Source organism: Halopseudomonas xinjiangensis, assembly GCF_900104945.1.
In the GTDB taxonomy this organism is placed as follows: Bacteria; Pseudomonadota; Gammaproteobacteria; order Pseudomonadales; family Pseudomonadaceae; genus Halopseudomonas; species Halopseudomonas xinjiangensis.
The window spans coordinates 1,173,951-1,197,290 of the sequence record NZ_LT629736.1 but is presented as its reverse complement, the minus strand read 5'-3'; the positions used below and the strand labels follow the sequence as shown (position 1 = coordinate 1,197,290).

Sequence of the window (23,340 nt, the reverse complement as noted above, 5' to 3'; positions counted from 1 at the left end):
TCAGTCCCCTGTGTAGTGCCCGCGCGCGCCATCGCGTGGGCTGGCTTGGTAATCCCTTTCGGCACCCGCTGGTTGCGGCATCTGCGCTTGAAGCAGCCGATTGTGTGCATACAGCTTCGTCAACATACGGCCCAGCTCAACGGCTAGATCGCGGCCTGCCGACGGCAGCCAGCCGATCCCCTCGCACGGCTGGCAGTCCAGTTCATGAAAAACACCGAGCACCACCCCGCGCCCTTTGCAGGTCTCGCAGCGCTCCGGCATCGTCACCTGCTGCATCAAGTCCGGCCCTGATCGCTTCACTGGTGCTCCTCCATGTGGATGCGCACGCACTTGTCCAGATCGTCAGGGTCATGGCTGAAGAAATACCCGCCGTCACGCTGGCATGTCACGATGAATATTTCACGCTCCCGCAGACGATACCGCTCGCGACGGTAACCGCCGGCCGCTTCCCAGACATCGAGGCCCGGCTCGACGCGCTCCCACTGGATCCGCTTATTCGAAGCGCTCATAGGCCCACCCCGTCTTCGCCTTCTTCACTGCAACAAACGGGAACGGGAACAGCTCTGCCGCTACCTTGATTTTCACCCGGGCATCATCCGTCCAGACGCCCTTCACCTCGTGAATCTCGATGTGACCGTCAGCCAGCATCCCCGGGAAGTCAGGCGTGTAAAAGGTTGAATCAGCCAGGCGAAACTTCATACCCTCGAAGCTGTACCAGAGCACCTCGCCGCAGGCCTTTAGCAACTCCAGGTGCGCCGCATAAGCCTGCTCGGTTTTGTTCATCTGGCCTTGCTTGAGTCGCCCCAGCGCCTGTATGGCGACCTTGCCGGCTGAGGCCTTCGAAGCGCTTTTCGGTACCGACGCCCAGCGCTTAACCATGCGTCTGTACCTCCACTATTGCGGACGCGGCATTGCGTTGCGCGGCCTTCTGCAATGCGGCCTCGGCAGGAAAAGCGCAATCCGCATTGTCTCCGTCGATCAACCCATGAACGGCGGTGAAGCCCCGCGCATCTAACCACTCGTGCCACCTCTCCAGCGCCTCCCGCTTCAAGGTATCCGCACTGGTCTGGATGTACGTCCGCGCCATCGCGCTCATCTGGTGGTTCAGCAGCATCTCGCCGATCAGGTAATCCACGCCCAGCTCTGCCCATCCGGTCCGGGCCAGCTTGCGCAGATCGTGGCTCGACCAGTTGCCCCCCGTCATCTGGCAGAACTTCTCGCTGGCACCCTTCTCACTGAGGCACTTGCCGGGAGTCGCTGGAAACACAAATGCGCTATCTCTGTGTCTCGCACCAAGGCCATCCCTGTACCGCTCCAGCAGCGCACAGACTTGCGCCGTCAGTGGCAACTGATGCTCCGTACGGGTCTTGGTCACTTCGGCAGGGATGATCCACACACGGTCGCTGAGGCTGATGTGCCGCCAGCGTGCCTGACGGGTCTCGCCAATCCGGGTGCCGTGGCAGAGCATCATCAGCGCCAGTAGAGCGCCCTGCCGGTCCCGATCCCAGAGGTCCTGAAGCGTCAGCAGCAGACGCGGCACATCCATCGCATGCAACCGCGCCGCCTTGGGCTTCACCTTCGTCTGCACGAAGTCCACGAAGCGAACCCCGTCCAGCGGATTGCTGGGTATGAGCTGCAGCCGCAATGCCTGCTTGAAGGCGCTGCTCAGCGCTCGCAACACCTGGCGCGTGTAAGACAGCGAAAGCTCCTCCTGCAGCGGCCACATCAGTTTGCGGTCCAGCAGAGGTCGGTCGAGATCGGCCAACAGAACGTCCTTCAGACGCGGCAGCATGTGGCAGTCCACCATCGACTTGATGCCCGCTCGACGCTTGGCCGACAGCCCACGGTCACGCTGGGACCGCTCCCGGTACCACTCAAGCAGTTCGCCTACCGTCCGCCATTGCGACGAGCCGAAAGACGCCCCCGGATCCGCCGCCAACCGCGCCCGCACCTCCGGCAACATCCCCACCACCGTCTTCACCGGCAACTCCGGCCAGGTGCCCAGCTTGTGCCACTTCTTCGCCTTGATCAGAAACCAGCTGCCCCCGGCCCGATCCTGCCTGAACCGCAAGCGCAGCCCCGTATGCCGAGGGTCGCGCAACTCCGCCGCACTCCCCTCCGCCTGCCGCTTGATCTCGGCATCGCTCAACGCCACCGCTACACACGCCATCAGCTGCACCACCAGAACATCAACCGCACCAACAGGCCCCAAACCACCACTGCCAGCCCCGCCAACACCACCCAACCAACCAGCGAAAGCCCAAACCACCGCAGAATCGTCACCCCTGCGTACTCCGTCTTGCGCTCAACAGCCTCTCCCTCAACTGCCCTGGCTTGCTCCATTCGGTCCCGCTCCTATCAGCTTCTTCAGGTGCCGGCGCACGGCCGGTTCCAGATCGCCCAACTTGGCCAGTTCTGGCTCAATCTTCAGGCTGTTGCGCTTCATCCGGTGCAAGCGCTCCGCCTGCTGGTAAATCAACCTCTGCCGCTCCGCACTGGCTGCCCTCTCCTGCGTCAGCGCTGCCTTCGCAGCGGCACTCAGGGTCGCCAGATTGCAGCCAGCGCGTACCGCACAACGCTCCTCCTCGGTCATGCATCAGTCGTCTCGCTCACCGGCATCTGGATCAGCACTCTGCCGCGCAGCTCGTACTGCGTCCCGCAGCCCACCCGGCGCAGCCTGATCGGGTCGCGGCTGACGATCTCGTAGCCACGCTGAATCTTCTCCTGCACCGCTCCGCGCAGGTCCAGCTGCATGCGCCGCTCGATCTCGATCTCGCTCATACCGGCACCTCCTGCGCCTTTTCGCGCTCTGGCTGGAAGTCGCCGCGTAGGGGCATAAGCTGATTCGGCGAATATTCTTGGGCGTAGTCATGCCCTTCCCGGGTACACACCCAGCAGGCCCGATCCATATGGAACACCCCGTTTGGAGCGCGAACGGTCGAGCCCTCTGGGACGAAGAGATACAAGCTGACGACGCAACCCGCCGGCCAGTCCTTGTTTTCAACCAGCGTCAGCGCCAAATCCCCCGCCTTGAACTGATGACTCATAACAACCTCCCGATTTCGGCAGCGACGGAAACTACCGCTTCTCGGTAGGCCTTCATTTCGTTTCCGCAAGCCAGGTCGCTGTTCACGAACATGATCGTGTCGTTGACCTGTACGACTCGCTCGTCGCCCTCCCCGCGAAACGAGACATCCATGTTCAGCTTGGCAGCGAGTCGCGCCGCATCGCCGTCTTGGTTGAGCGGGCCCCAATATCGCCTTTGGCGAATCGGGCCGATCACCAGTTGCCCGTCTTCGAAGCCTATAACCGGTCCAATTCCATACGCCTTAGCCGCCAGCTCCAGCAATTCACGCTCCCTCATACCGCCACCCCGCTCACAGCCGCCCGCAACGCCGCCAAGGCCTCACGGGCCTTGCCCGGGTCACCCTTTCGCTTCACATCGGCCGGCAGCAACGGCGCAGGCTCCGGCAAGTCCTCACCGCGGGCGATACGCTGAATCACCGCCTGATACGCCTTCTCGAACTTCAGCCGGCTCACATCGGCAGGCAGGGTCAGCAGGCTGTGCCGGCTGCACGCATTGGCCGCATGGAATACCGCCCGGTGGCTCCAGCGCTCATGACCCGCCATTGACGGGTGACTGTTGCGCTGGGCCTCCCAGTACGCAGCCTCGGTGCCAGGCGCTCCCAGCTCCTCCGGCGTCGGCCAGCAGCGGGCGAAGAACTTCCCCGGCGACGGCACAAACTCGACCCCCTCCGCCCGCCACGCCCGCAGCGCCCGCTCCACCTGCGCCCAATCGGTAATGCCCTCCTCGAGCATCGTCTGCGTCCAGGTCGCCTTCGCCACCAGGTACAGCGCCTGTGTCGGCCACGCCTGTTTCCAGGCGGTGAAGATCGTCCGCATTTCCTCGAACATTCGGTTGATCAGCTGCTCGGTCTGCCGCTTCACCTCGGGCGGCAGGTCCACGGCACGGATGGGCGCAGTGGTCTGTGCAGGCATCACCGGCAGTTGTCCGTTGGCGGGTAGCAACGCGTTCACAGATTTCATCAGCGCTCCTCCAGCCAGCCGGTGGCCCGGTCATCGAGGTCAGGCCCTCGTGATGAGCGCCCAGCGAACGGCACCACCCGGGCATCCCGCGCAGCGTCCCGTTTCACCCAGGCAACCAGCGCGCTCGTGTGCTCCGGGCCAGACTTCACCGTACCGCGGGCTTCGTGGTGGCAGATGAACGGGCCGATCGCCTCCTGGGTGAACTGGTCGACAGTCATGCCGGCGGTGCGGCAGTACGCAGCCAGGGTGTTCGGGTCGGGTTGCCAGTCGAGGTACATCGCAAAAGGCACCGCAGCATCGCGCGGTGTGTGTGAGGGGTTTATATCTCTTCTCTTCTCTTCTCTAGGTAACGCGTTTTCTTCGCTTTTGGTAACGCTCCCACCGTTACCTTTTGCGTTACCTGTTTTGTGCTGCGACACGCGCTTCGCCGTCTGAGCCCTATTCTTGGCGGTTTTCCCGTTGTGGCGGGCAAAATTGGGCAGGCTGATCACGCCCTCCGCCTCATGCATCCAGCCCACCGCTTTCATGTGTTCACAGAAACCGGTAACGCCAACCAAACGATCGAGTAACCGTTTGGTAACGCTCGGAGCGTTACCTTCTGCCGTCTGCTGGTCGAACCACGTCCACACCCGCAGCAGCTTGCCCACCACCGCATCCACGTCGATGTCAGCCATGTCGGCAATCTGGCAAACCTCCGGCTTGTCCAGGGTCGCCATCTCGAACTTGATCCAATCCCCAGCCATCAGCAGGCCCTCCCAAGTTTCTGCGCCAGCACCGTCAAACCACGCGGCGTGACACGCACCTGTGACGCAAGCCGCTGCGCACCATCCTCCTCGGTACCCAGCACCGTCACCTTGTGCTCCAGCAACCCAGCCTGCAGCCGCGGCTGATAGGCCAACCAGCGCGCCGCGCCCTCACGCCGATAGATCCAGCGGTTCGCCTGCATCCACTCCAGCAACGCCTTGCGCTGCACGCCCAGGTGCTTCGCCGCATCCGTCAGGCACAACGTCCCGCTCGCAGCGGATATGCGCGCCAGCGCTTCCACCTGTGGCGCCTGCTCCTGCACCACCAGCCGCAGCGTGTTGTTCTGCTCGGCCAGGTCGGCAGCCAGGCGCAATGCCTCCGGCAGTGAGCGCGGCACGGACGGCTGCATCACCTGCGCCTCCAGCGCCTGCCACCGGTCCACCAAGCGCGCCGTGAACTCCGGGCACAGCTGCGCCACCACCACATAGCTGTCGCGCTTGCTGATCCGATACGCCTGTACCACCACCCCATTGCCGGAGCGCGGCCCATCCACCAATGGTGGTTGGGATATAACGCCCCGATCCACCAGCCGCTCCACCGTCCGCTTCACGCTGTCGTGCCGCGACTCCACCAGGTCAGCTATCTCCTGGCTACTCATCCACGCCACCGGCGCACTATTGCCCAACATGACATCAGTGTTCATAATCACCTCTCTGATGTAACAAGCCCCGGCTGGGCGGTCACCCAATAGCCGGGGTTTTTTATTGCCTGCACAAAACACTTCCCGCGCGCAGCCTGACCATTCGTCGGCAAGCAACGCGGGGAAGCATTCGGTCGGGGAACTGAAACTAAAGCGCAGCGGACCAACCCTGAGCCGGACCTCAAGTAACGAGCCAGCGCCCTTTCTGCCTTGGTTACTGCTCGGCTCGCTCCAGGCGCAGCCGGGGTATCACACTGTTTGGCCTTCATGGCTTCCTTCTCGTCTACCGCGACTTATCCCGTCACGTTCCTGACCCGCCCGTAGGCGCCCTTTCCTGCCGCTCCGGCAGGCCTAGCTATCGATCGTGCTGAAGGTCAAAACTCCTGTATGGCTGCACAGCACTGCGAGTGGGCTGATGGCAAAGCGTGCACCGCAGTAATCTGTTCATGTCAGGCGGCCTTGCTCGGCGAGGCTTCTTCGAGAAGCCATTCAGCCGTGAACGCGCCCTCCGATGCAGCCGCGAGACGCTGCGCATAGTCGGTCTCGCCGGTGTACTCCGTGCGAGGTAGCGAGCCGCTAGAGATCCACTTGTAGATAGCCCGCGAACTGATGCCGCAGAGCTGTGCGGCACGCGCCGGACCGCCCGCCTTCTGAATTGCCAGTTTGATAGAGCTCATGGTCTAGCGCCCTTATGAATTTGAACTTCGAGTACATATTATGGCGGAACTGAAAGTACATGCAAGGAAATGCGATGCTGAACCTATGGTTCAGTCCAATGATCTCCGCCGCGCTTTTGTTTTGCGCTTGAAGCAAGCCTTAGCCGCCGCAGGGATCGGCGAATGGGGCGCGGGCGTTCGCCTGGCGCAAGTCACCGGCACGACCCCCAAAGCAGCAAGCAAGTGGCTGAACGAAGAATCGATGCCCGGCCGGGCCAATATGCGGAGCATTGCCCGCGAACTTGGCGTGCGGGTTGAGTGGTTGCAGTACGGGGAAGGACCCATGAATTCCGACGCAGACCAAGCTTTTAGGTATGCGACGGGCGATGCCGACCGGGAAGCCGGCTACCCAGTAAGGGAAAAGGAGAGCAACGTGATCGCTGCTGATTTCTCCGCCAAGGACAAGACTGGCGAACTATCGATACCCCAATTCAACGTACGCGCAGCCATGGGCAGCGGCCAGCTGCCGAACGACTACGTCGAGATCATCCGCCATGTCACGATGCACAAATCGCATCTGGACATGCTCGGCATCACCTATACCAGCCCCGCCAACCTCGCGCTGATCACCGGCTGGGGTCAGAGCATGGCCGGCACCATCAACCACGGTGAGCCAGTGTTCGTCGACCGCGGGGTCAACGCCTTCAACGGCGACGGCGTCTACGTGTTCACCTGGGACGACCTGGTCTACATCAAACGCCTTCAGAAAGAGTCCAAGACGCACTTCAAAGTCATCTCGGATAACCGCGAGCACGACCCCTTCCAGATTCCGATCGCCGAGGTTACCGTACACGCCCGCGCTCTTCTTGTCTGGAACGCGCATAAACTTTGAACCGCCGCTGGGCGCCTGAAGAGACAATCATAATGCAAGCACAGACCGAAACCTTCTCGGTAGCCTCATTTTTCGCTGGTTGTGGCGGCTTGGATTTAGGGTTTCAAGGTGGCTTTCACTTTAAGGGTGAATCGGTGCCCAGGACGGCTTTCGAAATAGAGCAAGCGTTCGAGCTCGACCCGCTCTGCGAAATTACCTACAAGCAAAATATCGGCAACCATTTCCATCGTGCTGATCTTTCACAAGCTTGCGTTGCGGGGATGGTCCGCGCCGACTTGCTCATAGGCGGCTTCCCGTGTCAGGACTTCTCGATTTGTGGCCCCCGGAAGGGATTGGGATCAGAGCGCGGCCGACTTTACTCTTCGCTAGTCCAATATTGCGCCATACACCAACCGAAAATGTTCGTTGCTGAAAATGTTGCAAATATTTTGACCATGCATAAGGGAAAGGTAATCGAAAGAATCTTGGGAGATTTTCGTGAGGCGGGCTACCGGGTCGAGTGTTGGCGCCTCAACGCTGCGGACTACGGGGTGCCGCAAGCACGTTATCGAGTCTTCATCGTCGGCGTCCGGAACGACATTTCCGGTTTTCCGGACAAGCCGCTCCCGCAGTACGCGGATAGCCACCGATCAATTGAATGGGCTATTGGGGATCTGGTTGGTGTTCACGACGAGAGCGTCCCAAATCAGAGTCAGTATTTCAAAGCCAACCGAGCGAAAAACGGCCATGGCCAAGGCGACGAAATATCGCAGGCAGGAAAGCCCGGATATACGGTAAGAGCTAATGCCAAGTCTCGTGTTCAGTTCCACTACTCTCTCCAGAGAAGACTAACTATTAGAGAGTGCGCGCGGCTGCAGACGTTTCCCGACGACTTCGTTTTTCCGCATTCGGCGACTTCCAATATCATGCAAATCGGCAACGCCGTCCCGCCACTTCTTGCAAATGCCGTCGCGCGAGTTTGCGAAAGATTCCTGCTACAGCAACACACGAGCGACCAGCTAGACGTCACGCGCGATAAAGCTGCCTAAACAAGGACTGAAGATGGCAAAGCCGAAGAGAATCGAAGTGGACTCGCTCAGCTCATTTGCGAGCTGCATTGAAGGTGCGCTCACGGCATCGAGAGCCGAAAACGCGAACGATGCTCACCTCAATAACTGGTACCGCGGCCATGGGATGCGATCCTATGCTCTCAAGCCCAGTTTGTATCGCCATCCGTCTGTTAAGGAGGCAAATGATCTCCTGGACCTAGAGTCGCGAATGATCCGGGAATTCAGACGGCAGGGAACATTGCACCAGATTCCTTCGTTGAACAAAGACGAAGAAGAGAAGATAGACACCCTTTTTTATATGCAGCATTACGGCGTACCGACGCGGCTGCTGGATTGGACGTCAAACCCCTTTATTGCCCTCTACTTTGCGCTCACCGATGCAGAGCGCGGTAAAAAAAGGGGGAAGTATACCGAACCAGCCTCTGTATGGATTTTGAACCCGTGGTCTTGGAACCAAGCATCGCTCGTTCAGGTCTCCTATGGCGAGCGCGGGCCGGTGCCGCCGGACAGCGGCACACTGAACAGTTATCTCCCGAGACTCAACTATACGGTCTCCGAAAAGGTGGGCATGTACGAAGATCCTGTGGCCATATTAGGCACAGCTAACAATGCGCGCATGTTTGCGCAAAAGGGAGTGTTCACCATATTCGGAAAGAGTGTGGATTCAATGGATAAGATATTCGAATCCAAGCGCTATCCAGAAAACTGCCTGAAAGAACTTGTAATTAAGGAAGAGAATATCGAAGCGCTGTTACGCGACTTGCTCTGCATTGGATATACTGACTCGGTGGCGTACCCTGATCACCAGGGGCTCGCTTTGGAGATCAAACGGATGAATGGATTTTTCGCATGAGCCATTTCAGAGTAACTCAGCACGAGCCCCGTCCGCTCAGGTGGTGGGCTTCGCAGAATGAGCAAGCTCAGCTTGATCTGGAACCCCAGTATCAACGTCGGGGGAACTTGTGGAGCCAGTGGAAAAAGGCACATTTGATCGACTCCGTTCTAAACGACTTCGACATCCCCAAACTCTATGTCGCGGACTTCACGCGATCCAGCAGCGCGGAACTCAACCCTGCTCGCAAACCATACTCTATCGTCGATGGAAAGCAACGATTCGGCGCTTTCTTCGATTTCCTCGCGAACCAGTTCCCGCTGAACCAATCTTTTGCGTTAGATGCAGATCCCAGCGTGGAAGCTGCCGGCATGACATTCGCGCAAGTACAGCAGCGCTATCCTAAGCTAGCTTCGAAGCTCGAAAATTACGTCCCGACCGTAATGAGTATTGTGACGGATGATGAACTTAAAATCACAGAGATGTTTACGCGGCTGAACAGCGGAATGTCTACTACTTCCGCAGAAAAGCGCAACGCAGTCCCTGGTCCCGCGACAGCAGTCATCAGACAGATCACTGCGAATCGTTTTTTTATGAACAAAATTCGTTTCAATGTATCGCGGATGCAGGAATTTAACCTTGCCGCGAAACTTGCGCTGATAGAGTACAAAGGCGGTTTCACTGATACCAAGGCACGGAACCTGGATCAGTTCGCCGAGCAAGGAGCAGCGTACTTTGTCCAAGGGTTCCGCAAACGTGGGCCTCGCCTTTCTGAGGAGGAACGGCAAACATTGTTAGAGAAGTACCGGGATACCGAAGAAAAAGCGTTATTCACGCTCGATAGTATGGCCGCTGAATTCCGAGATCGCGATCCTCTGCTGGGTAGCCAAGGGCACATCCCAGTTTACTATTGGTTAGTGCGAGAGAACCCGGATCTGTGCAAAGGAGTTCTGCGCGATTTCTTGGAAGAATTTACCACCCGGGTAAAAGAAGCTCTGCAGCTGTCGAGAACGGCTCCGGAAAGGGCTGACCCTGAGTTGATGAATTACTACACAATGGGCAGAACGACAAACGACCAGAACTCGTTGTCCGGCCGGTATGAAATATTGCTTAGGCATCTGCGGCGCTTCAGACCGCATCCTCGCCTCGTGTGAAGAATAAGGCCCGCCTCTGCGGGCCTTGCTTTTGTAGCCCTGCGCCCTACCCCTCCTCCCGCTCCGCCTCGAACTCCCATTTGACCAACCGCCCCATCGCTGCGGTCAGCCAAACCAACCCACCAAACGTCAAACCTACCGGCACCCACCGCATCGGGTCCAGCTCATAACCCGTACTCCCCGGTGGGCGGATCGGTAGCATCATCAGCGCCAGCGAACCAATCACGATCAGCCCGGCCGGTGCCAGCAGCAAGCCTGCCAGGCGTGCGCAATCCTTCGTATGCATATCGAGTCCTCCCTCCTGTGGAGCCGGCACCTTACCATCGGCCGCAAACCCTGGCATTCCGTGACCGCCAGGTCGCGAAGCCGCTCACGAAAAATATGTACTTATGGTTCTTGACTTGATGTGTACCTGTAGTTCATATTTGGTTCCAAGCCGGCCAGCAGGCCGCACCGGGGCGAAGAGACCCCACGCTCATTAACAATCAGCGCCATGAACGACTACCCCCAGCATCGCTGGGCATAGGTCACTCCCGGCAACCCTCAGGGGGAGAACAGTAAACCTGATGAAACAGACCGCGCAGCCTCTACCGGCGACCGGCGATCCGACAGGCATGAGCCTGCCCACGCGGGACGAACCCGACGGCGGACGAGGTTGGTACGACCGAACCGAGCGAATGACCCGGCACGCTCCGCGCCCCGCCCCACCCTGGCGGACTGGTAAGGGCTGTTTCCTCGATGGCCTTGGCGACAGGGCCATCCGGGAAACCAACATGGAGGGTTTGCGATGTTTTCAGACTACTGGATCGGGCAGCCCGGCGTACCCGTCATCGCCAGAGAAGCTCGTCCCGAGCATATCCGCTCGGTCATCGAACCGACCACGCCCCGAGAGGAGTATCTCGTTGCGCGAATCGAGGAGCTGGCCGCGAAAGCGACGGGCGCCGAGGTGCTGGGCAAGTACTTCGATGAAGACGACGACGATGACGAGATCTACCAGAAGATTGATCTTAAGCGCCGTGCCGAATACGCCGAACGCCAGGCTGACGAGGCGCGGCGCAAGATGCTCGCCATCACCGAAGCAGTTCGGTCCTTCACGCTCGCCCAGTCCGTTGTTGCCAGCCAGGAACAGCGGCTCCAAATGATGCTCGACGGCATCAAGCAACTGAGCGATCAGATTCGCGGGTAACAGCATCCCAACCGCGTCGGCGGATCGCCAAAGCCCGCGACTGTTAGCCGGCCGTCTCTACTCAACGGCCCGCCTGTGTTCTCAGGACAGGCAAGGCGCACCGCAGGAAATCCGCAAGCCAGGGAGAAAGCGACCCCATTGCAGCGTCACCCGGACGCTGGCGACACACGGGCGACCGGCCGGGCGTAAGCGGCCAACACATTCACAGGGAGTGACGTATGGACACCATGATCAGAGGCAACTGGCAGGGCTTTGTCGGCAGCATCCTCAGCCCGCGCGAACTTGAGTTCACCCTCGGCGTCGCCGCCGGCAAGACCGACAAGCAGATGGCCCGGGAAACCGGCCTCGCGCCAGACAGCGTCCGCAAGCGCGTATACAGCGCCATGTTCAAGCTCGGCGCCACCCGCCGCGCCCAGCTGATCGCCGAAGCCATGCGTCGCGCCATCATCGCCCCGCTCGTCCTCCTGCTGATGGTCTGCTGCACCAGCGCCAGCCTCAGCGCACCGGACGACATGCAACGCCCACACCGCGTCACCCGCACCCAGCGCGGCGGACGCCGCGACGACTTCATCGACGACACATTTGACGTGTAACCATCACGAGGACGTGACCATGCCCATGCACACCACCATCGTAATCAAGCCCGCCGGCCGCCGCGTACTTCCCAGCGAACCCGACGACCGCGGCTTCTGGCAACTCACGCTCGGCGGCACAGTCGTCGGCTGGGCCACCAGCTACAGCAACGCCCTGGCCAAGGCCGAACGGCTCGAACAAGCCCGCCAGGCGCCAGCACGGCCGCAGCTGAGGGTGGTGGCATGAGCCGTTCAGGATATTGCGACGACAGCGGCGGTTGGGACCTTATCCGTTGGCGAGGCGCGGTTAACTCAGCCATTCGAGGAAAGCGCGGCCAACAGTTCCTGCGCGAGCTACTGGAGCAGATGGACGCGATGGAATCGAAGCGACTGGTCGAAGGCGCGCTCGAAGCTGACGGCGAGTTCTGCACGCTCGGTGTTGTCGCTGCAGGACGAGGCTTGAAAGCCAACGATCCAGAAGATGCAGAGGAAGCCGCCAATCTGCTCGGTATCGCTAACGCCCTGGCGCGCGAAATCGTTTACGAGAACGACGAGTGTGGAATGTATCGACGGAACCCAACCACCGGTAGCTACGAGCAAGAAACGCCGGAGCAACGGTGGGTTCGGATGCGGGCTTGGGTAGCAAAGCAGATCGCTGAGCAGGCGCGGCCAGACCAAGGGGGGGAGTGATGCTTACTCCATGCAGCGAATATGAAGCGCGTACAAACACTTGCCGCAGTGGGCACGTCCAGCTTCACCCGCTTTGCCGTGGCGTCGATGTGGCCCGCTGTGAAAGCTGCGGAGCGGGTAGCGTGCCGGGATGCCTTAAAGACGACCAGCCGAACCACTTGATCCAACCAGACGGGATGCCGTTGCGCTGGCCGACGGCCAAGCATGGGGTGTCCCCATGACAGCCCACCGCTTCATAGGCGGCCCTATGGATGGCCGCGTGCTAGACGTCAGCGGCAAGTCCCAGTTCGTTGAGTTCCCGCTGCCGGTGGCCGGCATGGACCGCTACGAACGCACATACTTGCACCTCGCCCCGTACCAGCCACCCAGCGATGACATGCGCGCCCGGTTCGAAGCCTGGGCGGTCGATCGCTGTTTCGATATCACCCGCAGCAACCACGGCGGCTATCGCTACGGCGAGACACAAGCCGCGTGGGAAGCCTGGCAAGAATGCGAAGGGAAAGCCGCATCATGACCTCCATGCTCACATCCGAAGTCCTCGCCAAACAAGCCGAGCGCGAAGAGCTCGACGCCCTGGTGAAAGATTTCCTCGCCAAGAACCGCCCACCGGTTACCGAGCCGGTCCAGCCGCAGCGCCCCGTAATCAACACCTGGCGCAGTCGCAACCGCGCCAGCGCTGACGAGGCGCAGGCTGCCAAGCTCAAGAACATCGCTGATAAACACTGCGCCAAGCCGAAGCCCGACAACAAGGCGAAAGTCGCCAGTCTTCACGAGGTCAGGTCAGCCAAGGCCCGCGAACGACGCAAAGAGCTGGCCAAGCAGATCGCACCAATGCGCGAAAAGCAGTGCACCACCCTGCAGATATCCAAAAGCCTTGGCGTCAGCTACGCAATGATCGTACGCGCCGCCAAGGAGAACGGAATCGAGCTCAACCACAGCCCGGCCGCGCGCGCCGTGAAGGAATAGCCATGGGAACGCAAGAACGCACGCTGCCTCGCCTCGTCGCCAGCACAAGCCTGCCCGTCGTCTACGTCGCCGGCCCCTACCGCGCCGGAAACCGCGCCCGGGTCACGCTCAATATCCAGAGCGCCCGCGCAGTCGGCCTGCTCGCTATCGAGAAAGGCTGGTCCGCGCTGATACCTCACGCCAACACCGGCGACCTCGACCTCTTCGCGCCGACCATCCCAGACGAGTTCTGGCTCGAAGCAACGCTTGAACTCATGCGCCGCAGCGACGCCGTCGTGCTCGTACCAGGTCACGAAGCCAGCGCCGGCACCCGCGCCGAGATCGCCGAAGCCTGCCGCCTCGGCATACCGGTGTACTACGCCGTGAAAGAGCTGCCGCTCGCCGCGCACTTCAAGCTGCAGCAACAGCGCCAGCAGGAGGCCGAGCGCGGGTACCGGCTGGAGCCGACCTGATGTCAGCCAAGACCGCCGCCGAGCGCAAGCGCGAGCAGCGCGAACGCGACAAGCTGCGCGAGGAAGAACGGCAAGCCCGCCTCCTAGCCTACCGCCTGCAGATCGAGGTCTACCACGCTACCGCCGAACACCTCGACCGCGTCCTGGCCGTGTGTGACCTCGAAGAGAAGCAAGACGCCCTGACCCGCCTCATCCACAACGCCGCCCGCCTACCTGACGAGAAGCTGCGCGAGTTTCTGCGCCAGCCGTAGAGTCACGGCGGCATGTCACGCGGGCGAAAATCCAAGTAACGGCTTGTATTTATCAGGAAGGAGCGCCCATTCACCCCAGCTTGGATGTTCGACAGCAAGTCCAATCCCGCTGCGAGTGACTTCTCCATAGACAAGCACAACACGACCAACCGACTTGGCGGTCAGTCCTCGGCGCTGAGCCGTCGAATTCAAAACTTTCAAGGTGAAATCGCGGACGTCCTCGTGGCATTCCAATCTCGTCATACAAACGTTGTTGGGCCCACCTTGACCCGCCACACTCACGGATCTGACTACCCCGAAGTACAAACGAGGCACAGCCTCGGTGTCGTCCACCTGTTTTACATCTCTCAGCAGATCGGCCAACAGCCGGGCATTGTCAGCGCCAGGCAAGTGGTAATACTTCCATAGGTGCGTGTCAAAACGAGAGCAAATCCCCATCACGGACGTCACCACACTGGGAACGGTGAAATTTTCGCCGACATGTCTCCCTATGGGCACGCTGCTTTCTGGCCCCTCTTCATCCTCGACAATCGTTTCTTGATACTCACCCGGAGCAGCGGCTGATAGAGCGGGCTCGCCTTGCATGAAACCATTAATCACTACCAGTTCTTCATTCTCTACGGCGCGGCGCGCTTCTTCCCACGTCTCGTAGTGTTTCCCCTCCGGCCTCTTAGAACGCAGATCACATCGAACATGTCGCCATTTGGGCTGGTGGGAAAAAAATGGCTCTCGCTCATTACTGAAGATCGCTTTGGACTTGGGTACGCGCTTTAGATTCGTTCCGCAAAGCGGGCAGAAGATAGACCCCTCCATTTCAGGCGAGTACTGGTCAATCGTGACTTCATTAGCGATCGCCCGCAGCGTCGCTACTTGAGCCGGGTCGGCCTCCCATCCATCTCTGTGTAAAGCGTACGGTATTCGTCTACGTGGCTCGTTCATCGCTAGTCCCTTTATCGACCTACTCACCAATATCGCATTGCCTAATCCTCGTGCCAAGTTCGGAAATAGTACGCACGCTCATCATTTTTGCCGCTCTTCGGAAGTTAATTCACTTGACGTTTTCCCGGATATGCCAGAGCCAGTGAAGCTCTCAAGGACACCACTATGGACAACAAAGCCAAAATCCTCGCTAAGGTGCGCAAGTGCATGGCCCTTGCAAGCAGCGCCAACGAACACGAAGCCGCAGCCGCGCTCCGTCAGGCACGCAAGATGATGGACAAGTACGGCCTCAGCGAAGAACACGTCGAGCTGTCCGAACTCGGCCTAGAGCAGATCGAATCCGAGCACGTCAATAAGCCGCTATGGGCGCAGGCGCTGCTCACCATCATCGGCCGTGCGTTTCAGTGCACGGTGTTCAGTGGCTACCGCACCACATCGTTCGTGGGGCGCGCCGAGAACGCGCATATCGCAGGCTTCACCGCCTTGGTTCTGATGCGCCAGATTAAACAGGCACGCAAACGCTTCCTCGAAGAGCGTGTATCGAACATGTACACCCCGGCTCAAAAGCGAAAGATATCGCAGGGCTATTGCGAGGGTTGGGTGTCGGCAGTGCAGGCGACCGTACTCGAGTTCGCCGCCCCGCTCCGGGAGGAGGATGACCGGAAGCACACCCGCTTCATGCAGGAGATCCACAACAAGAAGGTCACCGAGGCGCGGCAACCCAAGTCCGCCACCCGAGGCAACAAGCTAGCAGCTATCGCAGCTGCAGCCGGGGCCCGGGATGGGGATGGCGTCCAACTGCACACGCCTGTGAACGGCTCAGCGCCAATCCCCGGCATCAGCTTTCAGAGCCAGCCAGCATGACGCAACGCTACTACCCCAAAGGCGGCCGCTGCCGAGGCTGCGCCAAGCAGCGCGAAGATTGCAGTGCACTGCCCTTCAACATCATGCCCAAACACCGTACAGACGGCGCCGACACGGTTGTCATCTGCACCGAGTTTCGTCAGCTGAACCACGATGATTCGCTACGTCCGCCCCGAGTAACAAGGAAGTGATGTATGAGTGAACCAACCCGCTCCCCTCTCACCTGGCCCCACTGGTTCCCGCGCACTCCAGCGAGAGAACGAAAGGACGGCCGCTTTAAAACCAAGAACTCTTCGGGATACAGCCACAAGTCGCTGACGTTGCAGCAGGCCTGCGGGCGCGTTCTCGCAGAGCTCAGCAAGTTCACCCGTCACGGGCACACCTGGCGCTGCAATCCGGACACAGTAATCATCAGCACCGACCTGCAACTGCGCCGCGATGGCCTTCCTCGTTCAGGTCAGCGAGCGCCAGCCGACCCGGGCGCCGCTGTGTACTTCAACCTCGACGGGCGCGATCGTTGCATCCCATGCGATACCTACAACCGCATCGAGGACAACATCGCAGCGATAGCCGCCACCATCGAAGCGCTGCGCACGATAGAGCGACACGGCAGCCAGATGTTCGAGGCCGCGTTCGTGGGCTTCCAAGGCCTGCCGGCGCCAGATCAGGTAGTGGGTCGCTCGTGGCGGGATGTTCTGAACTACTACGGCGCCGATCTGGCCGAAGCCCGCCAGGCCTACATGCGCGCTCGCAAGGCAGCGCATGAAGACCACGGCGGCAGCTCCGACCAGTTCCACCAGGTGCAAACGGCCTGGGCACAAGCCCAGCAGGAGCTCGGCCCGTGACCCTCCACCCAGACGCCCTACCCGCCGCCGCGCTACTGCTCCTGATCTCAGCGCTGGCGATCGCGTTGCTTTACCGCTTCAAATAACCGCCCCCATGAGGTACTTATGAGCGAGCTCATCAAGATCAGCGTTTACCAGCGCCGGGTCTGGGGTGAAAACGGCACCCCACAGTGCGCCAACGCCATCCGCGAACAGATCAAGCGCGGAGACCTGCCCGGCAAACAGATCGGCAAGTTGTTTTACATCGACTGGACCCGCTATCAACAGCAGACAGGGAATAGCCTGGTCGACCGGGTACTGAACAAACGGAGAGCATGATGGCGCCGCGACCGCGCAATTCGAAGAACAAGGGACTGCCGCCGAACCTCTACGCCGATGCGCGGCGCGGTACGTATCGTTATCGCCGGCCGGATGATGGCAGCTGGCATTCAATGGGCAGCAACAAGGCAGACGCAATCGCAGCAGCGCGCCAGCTGAACAGCCTGCTGATGGCGGGTGTCGACCTGGTGCAGCGGGTCATGGGTAGCGAGAAGGTGCTCGTCCGCGACTTCATCGCGCAGTTCGAGCGAGACGTCCTCCCGCATCGAGAACTGGCCAAGGCCACGCTCGCGCTGTACGCCGTCCGTTTCCGCCAGATCATTGCAGCAATGGGCGCGCAGCCCATCGACGAAGTAACTATCCGCATGATCGCAGCACTGCTCGATCCGCTATCGCCCAGGGCAAGCAACCAATGCCGGGCGCTGCTGATCGATCTGTTCAACCACGCCTGCGCGAAAGGTCTGTGCCCTGACAACCCAGCAGCCAGCACGCTGCCAAGGATCGAGAAGAAAGCGCGAAAGCGTCACACGGTCGAAGGGATCCGTGCCATCCGTGAAGCCGCCCCGCTCTGGCTACAAAACGCGATCGACTTGGCCTTGATCACAGCGCAGCGCCGTTCGGATGTGCTCACGATGAAGTTTGAAGATGTACAGGATGGGTATCTCTACGTGGTCCAGCAGAAAACCGCTAAGGCCTCCGACGCAGCATGGATCCGCTTCCAAGTCACACCGCAACTGCAGACCGTCATCGACCGGTGCCGGGACAACGTACTGTCCCCGTTTCTGGTGCATCGTCAACCGGAGCGCATGAAGCAGAAGCAGCAACAGAACAAGGTGCACTGGACGAAGATCGAAGAGCGCTACCTGACCAGGGCATTCAAAGCCGCGCGGGAAGCAGCCGGTTGCTACAAGGATTGGACCGACGAAGAGCAGCCAGGCTTTCATGAGATCAGAGCGCTGTCACTGCATCTGTACAAGAAGGCGGGCAAGGACGGGCAGAGAATTGCTGGCCACGCCAGCGAGGATATGACGCGCAACTACCAGCGCGACCATTCGGAAATCGTCTGGGCCGATGCTACGCCAGACCTCGACATTGCAGCGATTACCGGGTGACGTTTTGCGCGTATTTTGCGCCGGTATTGCGCAGGCCTGAAACGAAAAAAGGGACCAAGCCGCTAAGTGCTTGATCCCCCTTATCTAATTTGGTCGGGACGGAGTGATTCGAACACTCGACCCCTTGCACCCCATGCAAGTGCGCTACCAGGCTGCGCTACGCCCCGACGATGCTTTGATTTGTCTGCCAAAGCGGGTCGCATGATACATTAACCGCCTGAAATGAGAAAGGTTTTTTTCGGTTTCAGGCCGTCGTATCAGTGCGCTTTCAACACCTGCAATACCTCTTCGAGCTCGGTGATCGTTTGACGGATCAGCTGCTTGAAGTGGGTGACATCTTCCTTGGCTTCGTCGCCGGACAGCCGCTGACGGGCGCCGCCGATGGTAAAGCCCTGGTCGTACAGCAGCCCGCGAATCTGGCGAATCATGATCACGTCCTGACGCTGGTAATAGCGACGGTTGCCACGGCGCTTGACGGGTGACAGCTGCGGAAATTCCTGTTCCCAATACCGCAGAACATGAGGCTTGACTGCGCAGAGGTCGCTGACTTCGCCGATGGTGAAGTAGCGTTTGCCGGGGATCGCCGGCAGCTCGGCGTTATGAGTGGGTTCCAGCATAGGCTTCTACTCGGGCCTTGAGTTTTTGTCCGGGGCGGAAGGTGACCACGCGCCGGGCAGTGATTGGGATCTCTTCGCCGGTCTTGGGGTTGCGACCGGGACGCTGGCGCTTGTCGCGCAGGTCAAAGTTGCCGAATCCGGACAATTTGACCTGCTCGTTACTCTCCAGAGCATTGCGGATCTCTTCGAAAAACAGCTCGACCAGTTCCTTGGCTTCACGCTTGTTGAAGCCGAGCTCCTCGTAGAGACGTTCGGCCATTTCTGCTTTCGTCAGAGCCGCCATAACCCTTATTTCCTTAACGTGGCATTGAACCCTTGCTCCAGGGACGTGAGTACCTTGTCCATGACAGCGTTCACCTCATCGTCAGTAAGAGTGCGCGATGAATGCTGCATCGTCAAGCCGATGGCAAGACTTTTTCTATTCGGATCAATGCCTTTACCTGCGTAAACGTCAAACAGCCTGAGGTTCGTCAGGTTCTCGCCTGCTGCGTCGCGAATGGTTGCGAGCAGGTCTTCGGCAGCGACGGACTGATCGACCAGCACGGCGATGTCGCGGCGCACCTCGGGGAAGCGGGACAGTTCACGGAAGGCCGGCAGGCGCCCTTCGGTGATGGCGCTCAGCGTCAGCTCGAAGGCGAACACCGGGGCCTGCAGGTCCAGCTCACTGACCAGCTGCGGGTGCAGCGCGCCCAGCCAGCCGACAGTTTCGCCGTCGCGGGTGATGCGTGCGGTCTGGCCCGGGTGCAGCGCCGGGTGCTTGGCCGGCTCGAAGCGGAAGCTGGCCAGTGCACCGCCCTGCCCCAGTACGGCTTCCACGTCGCCTTTGACGTCGTAGAAGTCGAGCTTGTCGTTGCCGTTGGCCCAGCCTTCCGGCTGACGGGTGCCACAGGCGATACCCGCGAGCATGGGCTGTTGAAGCAGCTCACCACTGGCTTGCGGGACGAAGCGCAGGCCGCTTTCGAACAGGCGCACGCGCGACTGCTGGCGGTTGAGGTTGTGCTGCACGGCCTTGCTCAGGCCCGGCCACAGCGAGGTGCGCATCACGGCCATGTCGGCTGAGATCGGGTTGGCCAGGGCCAGCGGCTCGACTTCCGGATCGAACAGCTTGTTCAGGCTCGGCTCGACGAAGCTGTAAGTGATCGCTTCCTGATACCCGCGGGCCACCAGCAGACGACGCAGGATCGGCAGCTCGCCGCGGGTTTCCGGCTTGGCGGTCAGGTTCAGCGACGCGGTTGGTGCGCTAACGGGCAGACGGTTGTAGCCGTACAGGCGCGCCAGTTCTTCGATCAGGTCGATCTCCAGGCTGATGTCGAAGCGGTGGCTGGGCACGGTGACCTGCCACTCGCCTGCTCCGCTGGCCTTCACAGTCAGGCCCAGGTTGCTCAGATAAGCCTCGATGTCGGCTTCCGGCAGCTCCATGCCGAGCATCTGCGTGATGCGTTCGTTGCGCAGGGTCACTTCGGCAATCGTCGGCAGTGCGCTGGGCTCTACAGCTTCGATCACCGGGCCCGGCTCGCCGCCGACGATATCCAGAATCAGTGCAGTGGCGCGCTCGATCGCTTCGCGCTGCAGCTGCCAGTCGACGCCGCGCTCGAAGCGGTGCGAAGAGTCGGTGTGCAGGCCATAGCCACGCGCCTTGCCGGCGATAGCGATGGTGTCGAAGAAGGCGCTTTCAAGGAACAGGTCAGTGCTCTTGTCGCTGACGCCGCTGTGCTCGCCACCCATGATGCCGGCTATGGCCAGCGGGCGTTCGTGATCAGCGATGACCAGGGTGTCGCTGCGCAGGGTCACGTCCTGGCCGTCGAGCAGGGTGAGCTTCTCGCCCTCCTCGGCCATGCGGACACGAATGCCGCCCTTGATCTCGGACAGATCGAAGGCATGCATCGGCTGGCCCAGTTCGATCATCACGTAGTTGGTGATGTCGACCACCGGGTCGATGCTGCGAATGTCGCTACGGCGCAGACGCTCGATCATCCACAGCGGTGTGCCGCGGGATAGATCGACGTTGCGGATGACGCGGCCAACGTAGCGCGGGCAGGCCTTGGGTGCGACCAGTTCGACAGGGCGGGTTTCGTCGTTGACGGACGGTACGGCGTCGATCTGCGGGCGCGCGACCGGTGCGTTGTAGTTGGCGCCGACTTCGCGGGCGAGACCTGCGATCGACAGGCAGTCGCCGCGGTTCGGCGTCAGGTCGACTTCGATGATGGCGTCGTCCAGGCCCAGATACTCACGCAGCGTCTGGCCTACCGGTGCATCGGCCGGCAGCTCGTACAGACCGGAATGGTCTTCGGAGAGCTTGAGCTCGGCAGCCGAACAGAGCATGCCGTGCGATTCCACACCGCGCAGCTTGGCCTTCTTGATCTTGAAGTCTTCGCCGAGTACGGCGCCGACCTGAGCAAACGGGATGCGAATGCCGGCGCGTGCGTTGGGCGCGCCGCACACTACCTGAAACTGTTCCTTGCCGTCGCTGACCTGGCACACGCGCAGCTTGTCGGCGTCCGGGTGCTGTTCGGCGCTGATGATCTCGCCGACTACCACGCCACTGAACTCGCCCGCGGCCGGGGTGACGCTGTCGACTTCCAGGCCGGTCATGGACAGGCGGGCGACCAGCTCGTCACGCGAGACCTCGGGGTTCACCCAGCCGCGCAGCCATTGTTCACTGAATTTCATTGTCGTTTCCTGCTGTCAAAGGGTTTGCTCGGGTGCGGCTGCGTTCAGCGAAACTGCGCAAGGAAGCGCAAGTCGTTATCGAAGAACAGGCGCAGGTCGTTCACGCCATAGCGCAACATGGCCAGGCGCTCAACGCCCATGCCGAAGGCAAAACCCTGATACTGCTCGGGATCGATTCCCGCGGAGCGGAACACGTTGGGGTGCACCATGCCGCAGCCCATCACTTCCAGCCAGCCGGTCTGCTTGCACACGCGGCAGCCGTTGCCGTTGCACATCACGCACTGCATGTCGACTTCGGCGGACGGCTCGGTGAACGGGAAGAAGGACGGACGGAAACGCACCCCCAGGTCCTTCTCGAAGAACACCCGCAGGAACTCCTCGATGGTGCCTTTGAGGTCGGCGAAGCTCACTTTACGATCGACCAGCAGGCCTTCGACCTGGTGGAACATCGGCGAGTGGGTAATATCCGAATCGCAGCGGTATACACGGCCCGGGCAAACGATGCGGATCGGCGGCTCCTGGGTTTCCATGGTGCGTACCTGGACCGGTGAGGTATGGGTGCGCAGCAACGTGTTCGCGTTGAAGTAGAAGGTGTCATGCATTGCCCGGGCCGGGTGGTGGCCGGGAATGTTGAGCGCCTCGAAGTTGTGGTAGTCATCCTCGACTTCGGGGCCTTCCGCGACGGCATAACCAACGCGGGTGAAGAATTCTTCGATCCGTTCCAGGGTGCGGGTGACTGGATGCAGTCCACCGGATACCTGGCCGCGGCCCGGCAATGTCACGTCAACCCGCTCGGCGGCCAGCTGCGCATTCAGCGCGGCGGCTTCCATCTCGGTCTTGCGTGCGTTGAGCACGCTCTGAACCTGTTCCTTGGCTTCGTTCACCATCGCCCCGACCTTGGGGCGTTCTTCGGCAGGAATGTTGCTTAGGGTCTTCATCACCTGGGTCAGCTCGCCCTTCTTGCCGAGGTACTGCACACGCAGCTGCTCAAGTGCATTGATGTCAGCGGCCTGCTTGATTGCGTCCAGGGCTTGGGAGACCAGGGCGTCGAGGTTTTCCATTAACACGCACTCCAGAAACAAAAATAGGGGAAGAGCTTTGAGGCTCTTCCCCTATCATTGACGTTGCATCCGGAGCCGAGGCCCCGGTGATTGTCGTAACGAGGGCTTAAGCCAGGCTAGCCTTTGCTTTCTCGACAATCGCGGTAAACGCCGCTTTTTCGTTCACGGCCAGATCGGCCAGAACCTTGCGATCGATTTCGATGGAAGCCTTTTTCAGGCCAGCGATCAGACGGCTATAGGACATGCCATTCTGACGAGCACCGGCGTTGATACGGGCGATCCACAGAGCACGGAACTGACGCTTGCGCTGCTTGCGGTCACGATAGGCATACTGACCTGCCTTGATGACCGCCTGCTTGGCAACGCGGAACACGCGCGAGCGCGCACCGTAGTAGCCTTTGGCGAGTTTCAGGATTTTCTTGTGACGCTTGCGCGCCATTACACCACGCTTAACACGAGCCATTCTCTAATTCCTTAACCTAGACTTAACGGAGACGCAACATGCGCTCAACTTTTTGCACATCAGCAGGGTTCAACTCGGAGGTACCCCGGAGTTGACGCTTACGCTTAGTGCTCATCTTGGTCAGGATGTGGCTCTTGAAAGCATGCTTGTGCTTGATGCCCTTGCCAGTCACCTTGAAGCGCTTGGCGGCACCACTCTTGGTCTTCATTTTTACTTTTGCCATGTTCATGTACTCCGCATGTAGCGTTAATAAGATAACC

Annotated in this window: 36 protein-coding genes and 1 tRNA gene; 16 read left to right on the top strand and 21 right to left on the bottom strand. The window is 60.4% G+C overall.

The annotated features are described in order from the left end of the window. The 12 genes from BLT85_RS05445 to BLT85_RS05390 form a co-directional block, all read right to left on the bottom strand. Window positions 1-300, bottom strand: coding sequence for a hypothetical protein (locus BLT85_RS05445; protein WP_157718134.1), 300 nt, complete (start codon window positions 298-300; stop codon window positions 1-3). Continuing rightward, window positions 297-509, bottom strand: a complete 213-nt coding sequence (locus tag BLT85_RS05440) for a hypothetical protein (protein ID WP_093392202.1) — start codon at window positions 507-509, stop codon at window positions 297-299. The genes BLT85_RS05445 and BLT85_RS05440 overlap by 4 nt, the downstream gene beginning before the upstream one ends. Continuing rightward, window positions 493-879, bottom strand: coding sequence for a DUF1064 domain-containing protein (locus tag BLT85_RS05435; protein WP_231701543.1), 387 nt, complete (start codon window positions 877-879; stop codon window positions 493-495). Before BLT85_RS05435 ends, BLT85_RS05440 begins: the two co-directional genes overlap by 17 nt. Further along, window positions 872-2,269 carry a tyrosine-type recombinase/integrase gene (locus BLT85_RS05430; protein ID WP_231701542.1) on the bottom strand — a complete coding sequence of 466 codons (1,398 nt, stop codon included), beginning with the start codon at window positions 2,267-2,269 and terminating at the stop codon, window positions 872-874. The genes BLT85_RS05435 and BLT85_RS05430 overlap by 8 nt, the downstream gene beginning before the upstream one ends. A gap of 51 nt (window positions 2,270-2,320) precedes the next feature. Then, window positions 2,321-2,593 (bottom strand): hypothetical protein, encoded by a 273-nt coding sequence (locus tag BLT85_RS05425; RefSeq protein WP_093392200.1) that lies wholly within the window; start codon window positions 2,591-2,593, stop codon window positions 2,321-2,323. Further along, window positions 2,590-2,781: a hypothetical protein gene (locus tag BLT85_RS05420; protein ID WP_093392199.1), complete on the bottom strand. Its 192-nt coding sequence runs from the start codon at window positions 2,779-2,781 to the stop codon at window positions 2,590-2,592. The genes BLT85_RS05425 and BLT85_RS05420 overlap by 4 nt, the downstream gene beginning before the upstream one ends. Next, window positions 2,778-3,047: a hypothetical protein gene (locus BLT85_RS05415; RefSeq protein ID WP_093392198.1), complete on the bottom strand. Its 270-nt coding sequence runs from the start codon at window positions 3,045-3,047 to the stop codon at window positions 2,778-2,780. The genes BLT85_RS05420 and BLT85_RS05415 overlap by 4 nt, the downstream gene beginning before the upstream one ends. After that, window positions 3,044-3,349 (bottom strand): hypothetical protein, encoded by a 306-nt coding sequence (locus tag BLT85_RS05410; protein WP_157718133.1) that lies wholly within the window; start codon window positions 3,347-3,349, stop codon window positions 3,044-3,046. Before BLT85_RS05410 ends, BLT85_RS05415 begins: the two co-directional genes overlap by 4 nt. Before the next feature lie 11 nt (window positions 3,350-3,360). Next, window positions 3,361-4,047: a replication protein P gene (locus BLT85_RS05405; RefSeq protein WP_093392196.1), complete on the bottom strand. Its 687-nt coding sequence runs from the start codon at window positions 4,045-4,047 to the stop codon at window positions 3,361-3,363. Then, complete coding sequence (locus BLT85_RS05400; RefSeq protein WP_231701541.1) at window positions 4,047-4,763, bottom strand: DnaT-like ssDNA-binding domain-containing protein; 717 nt, start codon at window positions 4,761-4,763, stop codon at window positions 4,047-4,049. The genes BLT85_RS05405 and BLT85_RS05400 overlap by 1 nt, the downstream gene beginning before the upstream one ends. A 26-nt stretch (window positions 4,764-4,789) precedes the next feature. Then, window positions 4,790-5,494: a phage antirepressor KilAC domain-containing protein gene (locus BLT85_RS16945; protein ID WP_269432725.1), complete on the bottom strand. Its 705-nt coding sequence runs from the start codon at window positions 5,492-5,494 to the stop codon at window positions 4,790-4,792. A gap of 446 nt (window positions 5,495-5,940) precedes the next feature. Beyond that, window positions 5,941-6,168, bottom strand: a complete 228-nt coding sequence (locus BLT85_RS05390; RefSeq protein WP_093392194.1) for a helix-turn-helix domain-containing protein — start codon at window positions 6,166-6,168, stop codon at window positions 5,941-5,943. A gap of 40 nt (window positions 6,169-6,208) precedes the next feature. On the opposite strand from BLT85_RS05390, the gene BLT85_RS05385 reads away from it, so the two are divergent. Genes BLT85_RS05385 through BLT85_RS05370 form a run of 4 tightly spaced genes read left to right on the top strand, consistent with a single transcriptional unit; the run spans window position 6,209 to window position 10,074 of the window. Continuing rightward, window positions 6,209-7,039: a LexA family transcriptional regulator gene (locus BLT85_RS05385; protein ID WP_093392193.1), complete on the top strand. Its 831-nt coding sequence runs from the start codon at window positions 6,209-6,211 to the stop codon at window positions 7,037-7,039. Between the two features lie 32 nt (window positions 7,040-7,071). Beyond that, window positions 7,072-8,067, top strand: a complete 996-nt coding sequence (locus BLT85_RS16805; RefSeq protein ID WP_093392192.1) for a DNA cytosine methyltransferase — start codon at window positions 7,072-7,074, stop codon at window positions 8,065-8,067. 13 nt (window positions 8,068-8,080) lie between these two features. Beyond that, complete coding sequence (locus BLT85_RS05375; protein ID WP_093392191.1) at window positions 8,081-8,941, top strand: FRG domain-containing protein; 861 nt, start codon at window positions 8,081-8,083, stop codon at window positions 8,939-8,941. Beyond that, complete coding sequence (locus BLT85_RS05370) at window positions 8,938-10,074, top strand: DUF262 domain-containing protein (protein ID WP_093392190.1); 1,137 nt, start codon at window positions 8,938-8,940, stop codon at window positions 10,072-10,074. The genes BLT85_RS05375 and BLT85_RS05370 overlap by 4 nt, the downstream gene beginning before the upstream one ends. 46 nt (window positions 10,075-10,120) lie before the next feature. Here the strand turns inward: BLT85_RS05370 and BLT85_RS05365 are convergent, their stop codons facing one another. Continuing rightward, the gene (locus BLT85_RS05365; RefSeq protein ID WP_093392189.1) at window positions 10,121-10,360 is read right to left on the bottom strand and encodes a hypothetical protein; all 240 of its coding nucleotides are present in this window, start codon (window positions 10,358-10,360) and stop codon (window positions 10,121-10,123) included. Between the two features lie 501 nt (window positions 10,361-10,861). Here BLT85_RS05365 and BLT85_RS05360 point away from each other — a divergent pair. From BLT85_RS05360 to BLT85_RS05325, 8 genes are all read left to right on the top strand, one after another. Continuing rightward, the gene (locus tag BLT85_RS05360) at window positions 10,862-11,260 is read left to right on the top strand and encodes a hypothetical protein (protein ID WP_093392188.1); all 399 of its coding nucleotides are present in this window, start codon (window positions 10,862-10,864) and stop codon (window positions 11,258-11,260) included. Window positions 11,261-11,478: 218 nt separating this feature from the next. Continuing rightward, entirely contained in the window at window positions 11,479-11,853 is a 375-nt protein-coding gene (locus BLT85_RS05355) for a response regulator transcription factor (RefSeq protein ID WP_093392187.1), read from the top strand. 19 nt (window positions 11,854-11,872) lie between these two features. Beyond that, window positions 11,873-12,079, top strand: coding sequence for a hypothetical protein (locus BLT85_RS05350; protein WP_093392186.1), 207 nt, complete (start codon window positions 11,873-11,875; stop codon window positions 12,077-12,079). Continuing rightward, on the top strand, window positions 12,076-12,522 hold the full coding sequence (locus tag BLT85_RS05345; protein WP_093392185.1) for a hypothetical protein: 447 nt from the start codon (window positions 12,076-12,078) through the stop codon (window positions 12,520-12,522). Before BLT85_RS05350 ends, BLT85_RS05345 begins: the two co-directional genes overlap by 4 nt. 217 nt (window positions 12,523-12,739) lie before the next feature. Further along, window positions 12,740-13,036, top strand: coding sequence for a hypothetical protein (locus BLT85_RS05340; RefSeq protein ID WP_157718132.1), 297 nt, complete (start codon window positions 12,740-12,742; stop codon window positions 13,034-13,036). After that, on the top strand, window positions 13,033-13,488 hold the full coding sequence (locus BLT85_RS05335; RefSeq protein WP_093392183.1) for a hypothetical protein: 456 nt from the start codon (window positions 13,033-13,035) through the stop codon (window positions 13,486-13,488). Before BLT85_RS05340 ends, BLT85_RS05335 begins: the two co-directional genes overlap by 4 nt. 2 nt (window positions 13,489-13,490) lie before the next feature. Beyond that, a complete protein-coding gene (locus BLT85_RS05330) occupies window positions 13,491-13,940 on the top strand; it encodes a DUF7768 domain-containing protein (protein WP_093392182.1) in 450 nt (149 codons plus the stop codon). Beyond that, window positions 13,940-14,191, top strand: coding sequence for a hypothetical protein (locus BLT85_RS05325; protein WP_093392181.1), 252 nt, complete (start codon window positions 13,940-13,942; stop codon window positions 14,189-14,191). Before BLT85_RS05330 ends, BLT85_RS05325 begins: the two co-directional genes overlap by 1 nt. Before the next feature lie 15 nt (window positions 14,192-14,206). On the opposite strand, the gene BLT85_RS05320 is transcribed toward BLT85_RS05325, so the two are convergent. Beyond that, window positions 14,207-15,130 (bottom strand): hypothetical protein, encoded by a 924-nt coding sequence (locus BLT85_RS05320; RefSeq protein ID WP_093392180.1) that lies wholly within the window; start codon window positions 15,128-15,130, stop codon window positions 14,207-14,209. Between the two features lie 165 nt (window positions 15,131-15,295). Here BLT85_RS05320 and BLT85_RS05315 point away from each other — a divergent pair, with 165 nt between their 5' ends. The 4 genes from BLT85_RS05315 (at window position 15,296) to BLT85_RS05295 (ending at window position 18,269) form a co-directional block, all read left to right on the top strand. Further along, a complete protein-coding gene (locus BLT85_RS05315) occupies window positions 15,296-15,994 on the top strand; it encodes a DUF2786 domain-containing protein (RefSeq protein ID WP_093392179.1) in 699 nt (232 codons plus the stop codon). A 194-nt stretch (window positions 15,995-16,188) separates the two neighbouring features. Further along, a complete protein-coding gene (locus BLT85_RS05305; RefSeq protein ID WP_093392177.1) occupies window positions 16,189-16,839 on the top strand; it encodes a hypothetical protein in 651 nt (216 codons plus the stop codon). Window positions 16,840-16,944: 105 nt separating this feature from the next. Continuing rightward, window positions 16,945-17,157, top strand: coding sequence for a hypothetical protein (locus tag BLT85_RS05300; RefSeq protein WP_093392176.1), 213 nt, complete (start codon window positions 16,945-16,947; stop codon window positions 17,155-17,157). Then, a complete protein-coding gene (locus BLT85_RS05295) occupies window positions 17,157-18,269 on the top strand; it encodes a tyrosine-type recombinase/integrase (protein ID WP_093392175.1) in 1,113 nt (370 codons plus the stop codon). The genes BLT85_RS05300 and BLT85_RS05295 overlap by 1 nt, the downstream gene beginning before the upstream one ends. Window positions 18,270-18,359: 90 nt before the next feature. Here the strand turns inward: BLT85_RS05295 and BLT85_RS05290 are convergent. From BLT85_RS05290 to rpmI, 7 genes are all read right to left on the bottom strand, one after another. Next, a tRNA-Pro gene (locus BLT85_RS05290) sits at window positions 18,360-18,436 on the bottom strand. A 90-nt stretch (window positions 18,437-18,526) separates the two neighbouring features. Further along, a complete protein-coding gene (locus BLT85_RS05285; protein WP_093392174.1) occupies window positions 18,527-18,886 on the bottom strand; it encodes a MerR family transcriptional regulator in 360 nt (119 codons plus the stop codon). Continuing rightward, window positions 18,867-19,169 carry an integration host factor subunit alpha gene (gene ihfA / locus BLT85_RS05280; protein WP_093392173.1) on the bottom strand — a complete coding sequence of 101 codons (303 nt, stop codon included), beginning with the start codon at window positions 19,167-19,169 and terminating at the stop codon, window positions 18,867-18,869. Before ihfA ends, BLT85_RS05285 begins: the two co-directional genes overlap by 20 nt. A gap of 5 nt (window positions 19,170-19,174) precedes the next feature. Continuing rightward, the gene (gene pheT, locus BLT85_RS05275) at window positions 19,175-21,556 is read right to left on the bottom strand and encodes a phenylalanine--tRNA ligase subunit beta (protein WP_093392172.1); all 2,382 of its coding nucleotides are present in this window, start codon (window positions 21,554-21,556) and stop codon (window positions 19,175-19,177) included. Between the two features lie 44 nt (window positions 21,557-21,600). Further along, window positions 21,601-22,617, bottom strand: coding sequence for a phenylalanine--tRNA ligase subunit alpha (gene pheS / locus BLT85_RS05270; protein ID WP_093392171.1), 1,017 nt, complete (start codon window positions 22,615-22,617; stop codon window positions 21,601-21,603). 106 nt (window positions 22,618-22,723) lie between these two features. Continuing rightward, window positions 22,724-23,080: a 50S ribosomal protein L20 gene (rplT, locus tag BLT85_RS05265; RefSeq protein WP_093392170.1), complete on the bottom strand. Its 357-nt coding sequence runs from the start codon at window positions 23,078-23,080 to the stop codon at window positions 22,724-22,726. Window positions 23,081-23,102: 22 nt separating this feature from the next. After that, window positions 23,103-23,303, bottom strand: a complete 201-nt coding sequence (gene rpmI, locus BLT85_RS05260; protein ID WP_093397422.1) for a 50S ribosomal protein L35 — start codon at window positions 23,301-23,303, stop codon at window positions 23,103-23,105. Window positions 23,304-23,340 lie beyond the last annotated feature (37 nt).

Bases quoted from the DNA above. Each gene is read 5' to 3' on its own strand.
- ihfA (WP_093392173.1), bottom strand. From the start codon at position 19,169: ATGGCGGCTCTGACGAAAGCAGAAATGGCCGAACGTCTCTACGAGGAG.
- BLT85_RS05345 (WP_093392185.1), top strand. From the start codon at position 12,076: ATGAGCCGTTCAGGATATTGCGACGACAGCGGCGGTTGGGACCTTATC.
- BLT85_RS05405 (WP_093392196.1), bottom strand. From the start codon at position 4,047: ATGAAATCTGTGAACGCGTTGCTACCCGCCAACGGACAACTGCCGGTG.
- BLT85_RS05385 (WP_093392193.1), top strand. From the start codon at position 6,209: ATGGCGGAACTGAAAGTACATGCAAGGAAATGCGATGCTGAACCTATG.
- BLT85_RS05360 (WP_093392188.1), top strand. From the start codon at position 10,862: ATGTTTTCAGACTACTGGATCGGGCAGCCCGGCGTACCCGTCATCGCC.
- BLT85_RS16945 (WP_269432725.1), bottom strand. From the start codon at position 5,494: ATGAACACTGATGTCATGTTGGGCAATAGTGCGCCGGTGGCGTGGATG.
- BLT85_RS05440 (WP_093392202.1), bottom strand. From the start codon at position 509: ATGAGCGCTTCGAATAAGCGGATCCAGTGGGAGCGCGTCGAGCCGGGC.
- BLT85_RS05300 (WP_093392176.1), top strand. From the start codon at position 16,945: ATGAGCGAGCTCATCAAGATCAGCGTTTACCAGCGCCGGGTCTGGGGT.
- BLT85_RS05285 (WP_093392174.1), bottom strand. From the start codon at position 18,886: ATGCTGGAACCCACTCATAACGCCGAGCTGCCGGCGATCCCCGGCAAA.
- BLT85_RS05365 (WP_093392189.1), bottom strand. From the start codon at position 10,360: ATGCATACGAAGGATTGCGCACGCCTGGCAGGCTTGCTGCTGGCACCG.
- BLT85_RS05415 (WP_093392198.1), bottom strand. From the start codon at position 3,047: ATGAGTCATCAGTTCAAGGCGGGGGATTTGGCGCTGACGCTGGTTGAA.
- BLT85_RS05350 (WP_093392186.1), top strand. From the start codon at position 11,873: ATGCCCATGCACACCACCATCGTAATCAAGCCCGCCGGCCGCCGCGTA.
- BLT85_RS05330 (WP_093392182.1), top strand. From the start codon at position 13,491: ATGGGAACGCAAGAACGCACGCTGCCTCGCCTCGTCGCCAGCACAAGC.
- rplT (WP_093392170.1), bottom strand. From the start codon at position 23,080: ATGGCTCGTGTTAAGCGTGGTGTAATGGCGCGCAAGCGTCACAAGAAA.
- BLT85_RS05390 (WP_093392194.1), bottom strand. From the start codon at position 6,168: ATGAGCTCTATCAAACTGGCAATTCAGAAGGCGGGCGGTCCGGCGCGT.
- BLT85_RS05355 (WP_093392187.1), top strand. From the start codon at position 11,479: ATGGACACCATGATCAGAGGCAACTGGCAGGGCTTTGTCGGCAGCATC.
- BLT85_RS05370 (WP_093392190.1), top strand. From the start codon at position 8,938: ATGAGCCATTTCAGAGTAACTCAGCACGAGCCCCGTCCGCTCAGGTGG.
- BLT85_RS05305 (WP_093392177.1), top strand. From the start codon at position 16,189: ATGAGTGAACCAACCCGCTCCCCTCTCACCTGGCCCCACTGGTTCCCG.
- BLT85_RS05325 (WP_093392181.1), top strand. From the start codon at position 13,940: ATGTCAGCCAAGACCGCCGCCGAGCGCAAGCGCGAGCAGCGCGAACGC.
- BLT85_RS05375 (WP_093392191.1), top strand. From the start codon at position 8,081: ATGGCAAAGCCGAAGAGAATCGAAGTGGACTCGCTCAGCTCATTTGCG.
- BLT85_RS05320 (WP_093392180.1), bottom strand. From the start codon at position 15,130: ATGAACGAGCCACGTAGACGAATACCGTACGCTTTACACAGAGATGGA.
- BLT85_RS05420 (WP_093392199.1), bottom strand. From the start codon at position 2,781: ATGAGCGAGATCGAGATCGAGCGGCGCATGCAGCTGGACCTGCGCGGA.
- BLT85_RS16805 (WP_093392192.1), top strand. From the start codon at position 7,072: ATGCAAGCACAGACCGAAACCTTCTCGGTAGCCTCATTTTTCGCTGGT.
- BLT85_RS05425 (WP_093392200.1), bottom strand. From the start codon at position 2,593: ATGACCGAGGAGGAGCGTTGTGCGGTACGCGCTGGCTGCAATCTGGCG.
- BLT85_RS05400 (WP_231701541.1), bottom strand. From the start codon at position 4,763: ATGGCGACCCTGGACAAGCCGGAGGTTTGCCAGATTGCCGACATGGCT.
- BLT85_RS05435 (WP_231701543.1), bottom strand. From the start codon at position 879: ATGGTTAAGCGCTGGGCGTCGGTACCGAAAAGCGCTTCGAAGGCCTCA.
- pheS (WP_093392171.1), bottom strand. From the start codon at position 22,617: ATGGAAAACCTCGACGCCCTGGTCTCCCAAGCCCTGGACGCAATCAAG.
- BLT85_RS05340 (WP_157718132.1), top strand. From the start codon at position 12,740: ATGACAGCCCACCGCTTCATAGGCGGCCCTATGGATGGCCGCGTGCTA.
- rpmI (WP_093397422.1), bottom strand. From the start codon at position 23,303: ATGGCAAAAGTAAAAATGAAGACCAAGAGTGGTGCCGCCAAGCGCTTC.
- BLT85_RS05335 (WP_093392183.1), top strand. From the start codon at position 13,033: ATGACCTCCATGCTCACATCCGAAGTCCTCGCCAAACAAGCCGAGCGC.
- BLT85_RS05315 (WP_093392179.1), top strand. From the start codon at position 15,296: ATGGACAACAAAGCCAAAATCCTCGCTAAGGTGCGCAAGTGCATGGCC.
- BLT85_RS05295 (WP_093392175.1), top strand. From the start codon at position 17,157: ATGGCGCCGCGACCGCGCAATTCGAAGAACAAGGGACTGCCGCCGAAC.
- pheT (WP_093392172.1), bottom strand. From the start codon at position 21,556: ATGAAATTCAGTGAACAATGGCTGCGCGGCTGGGTGAACCCCGAGGTC.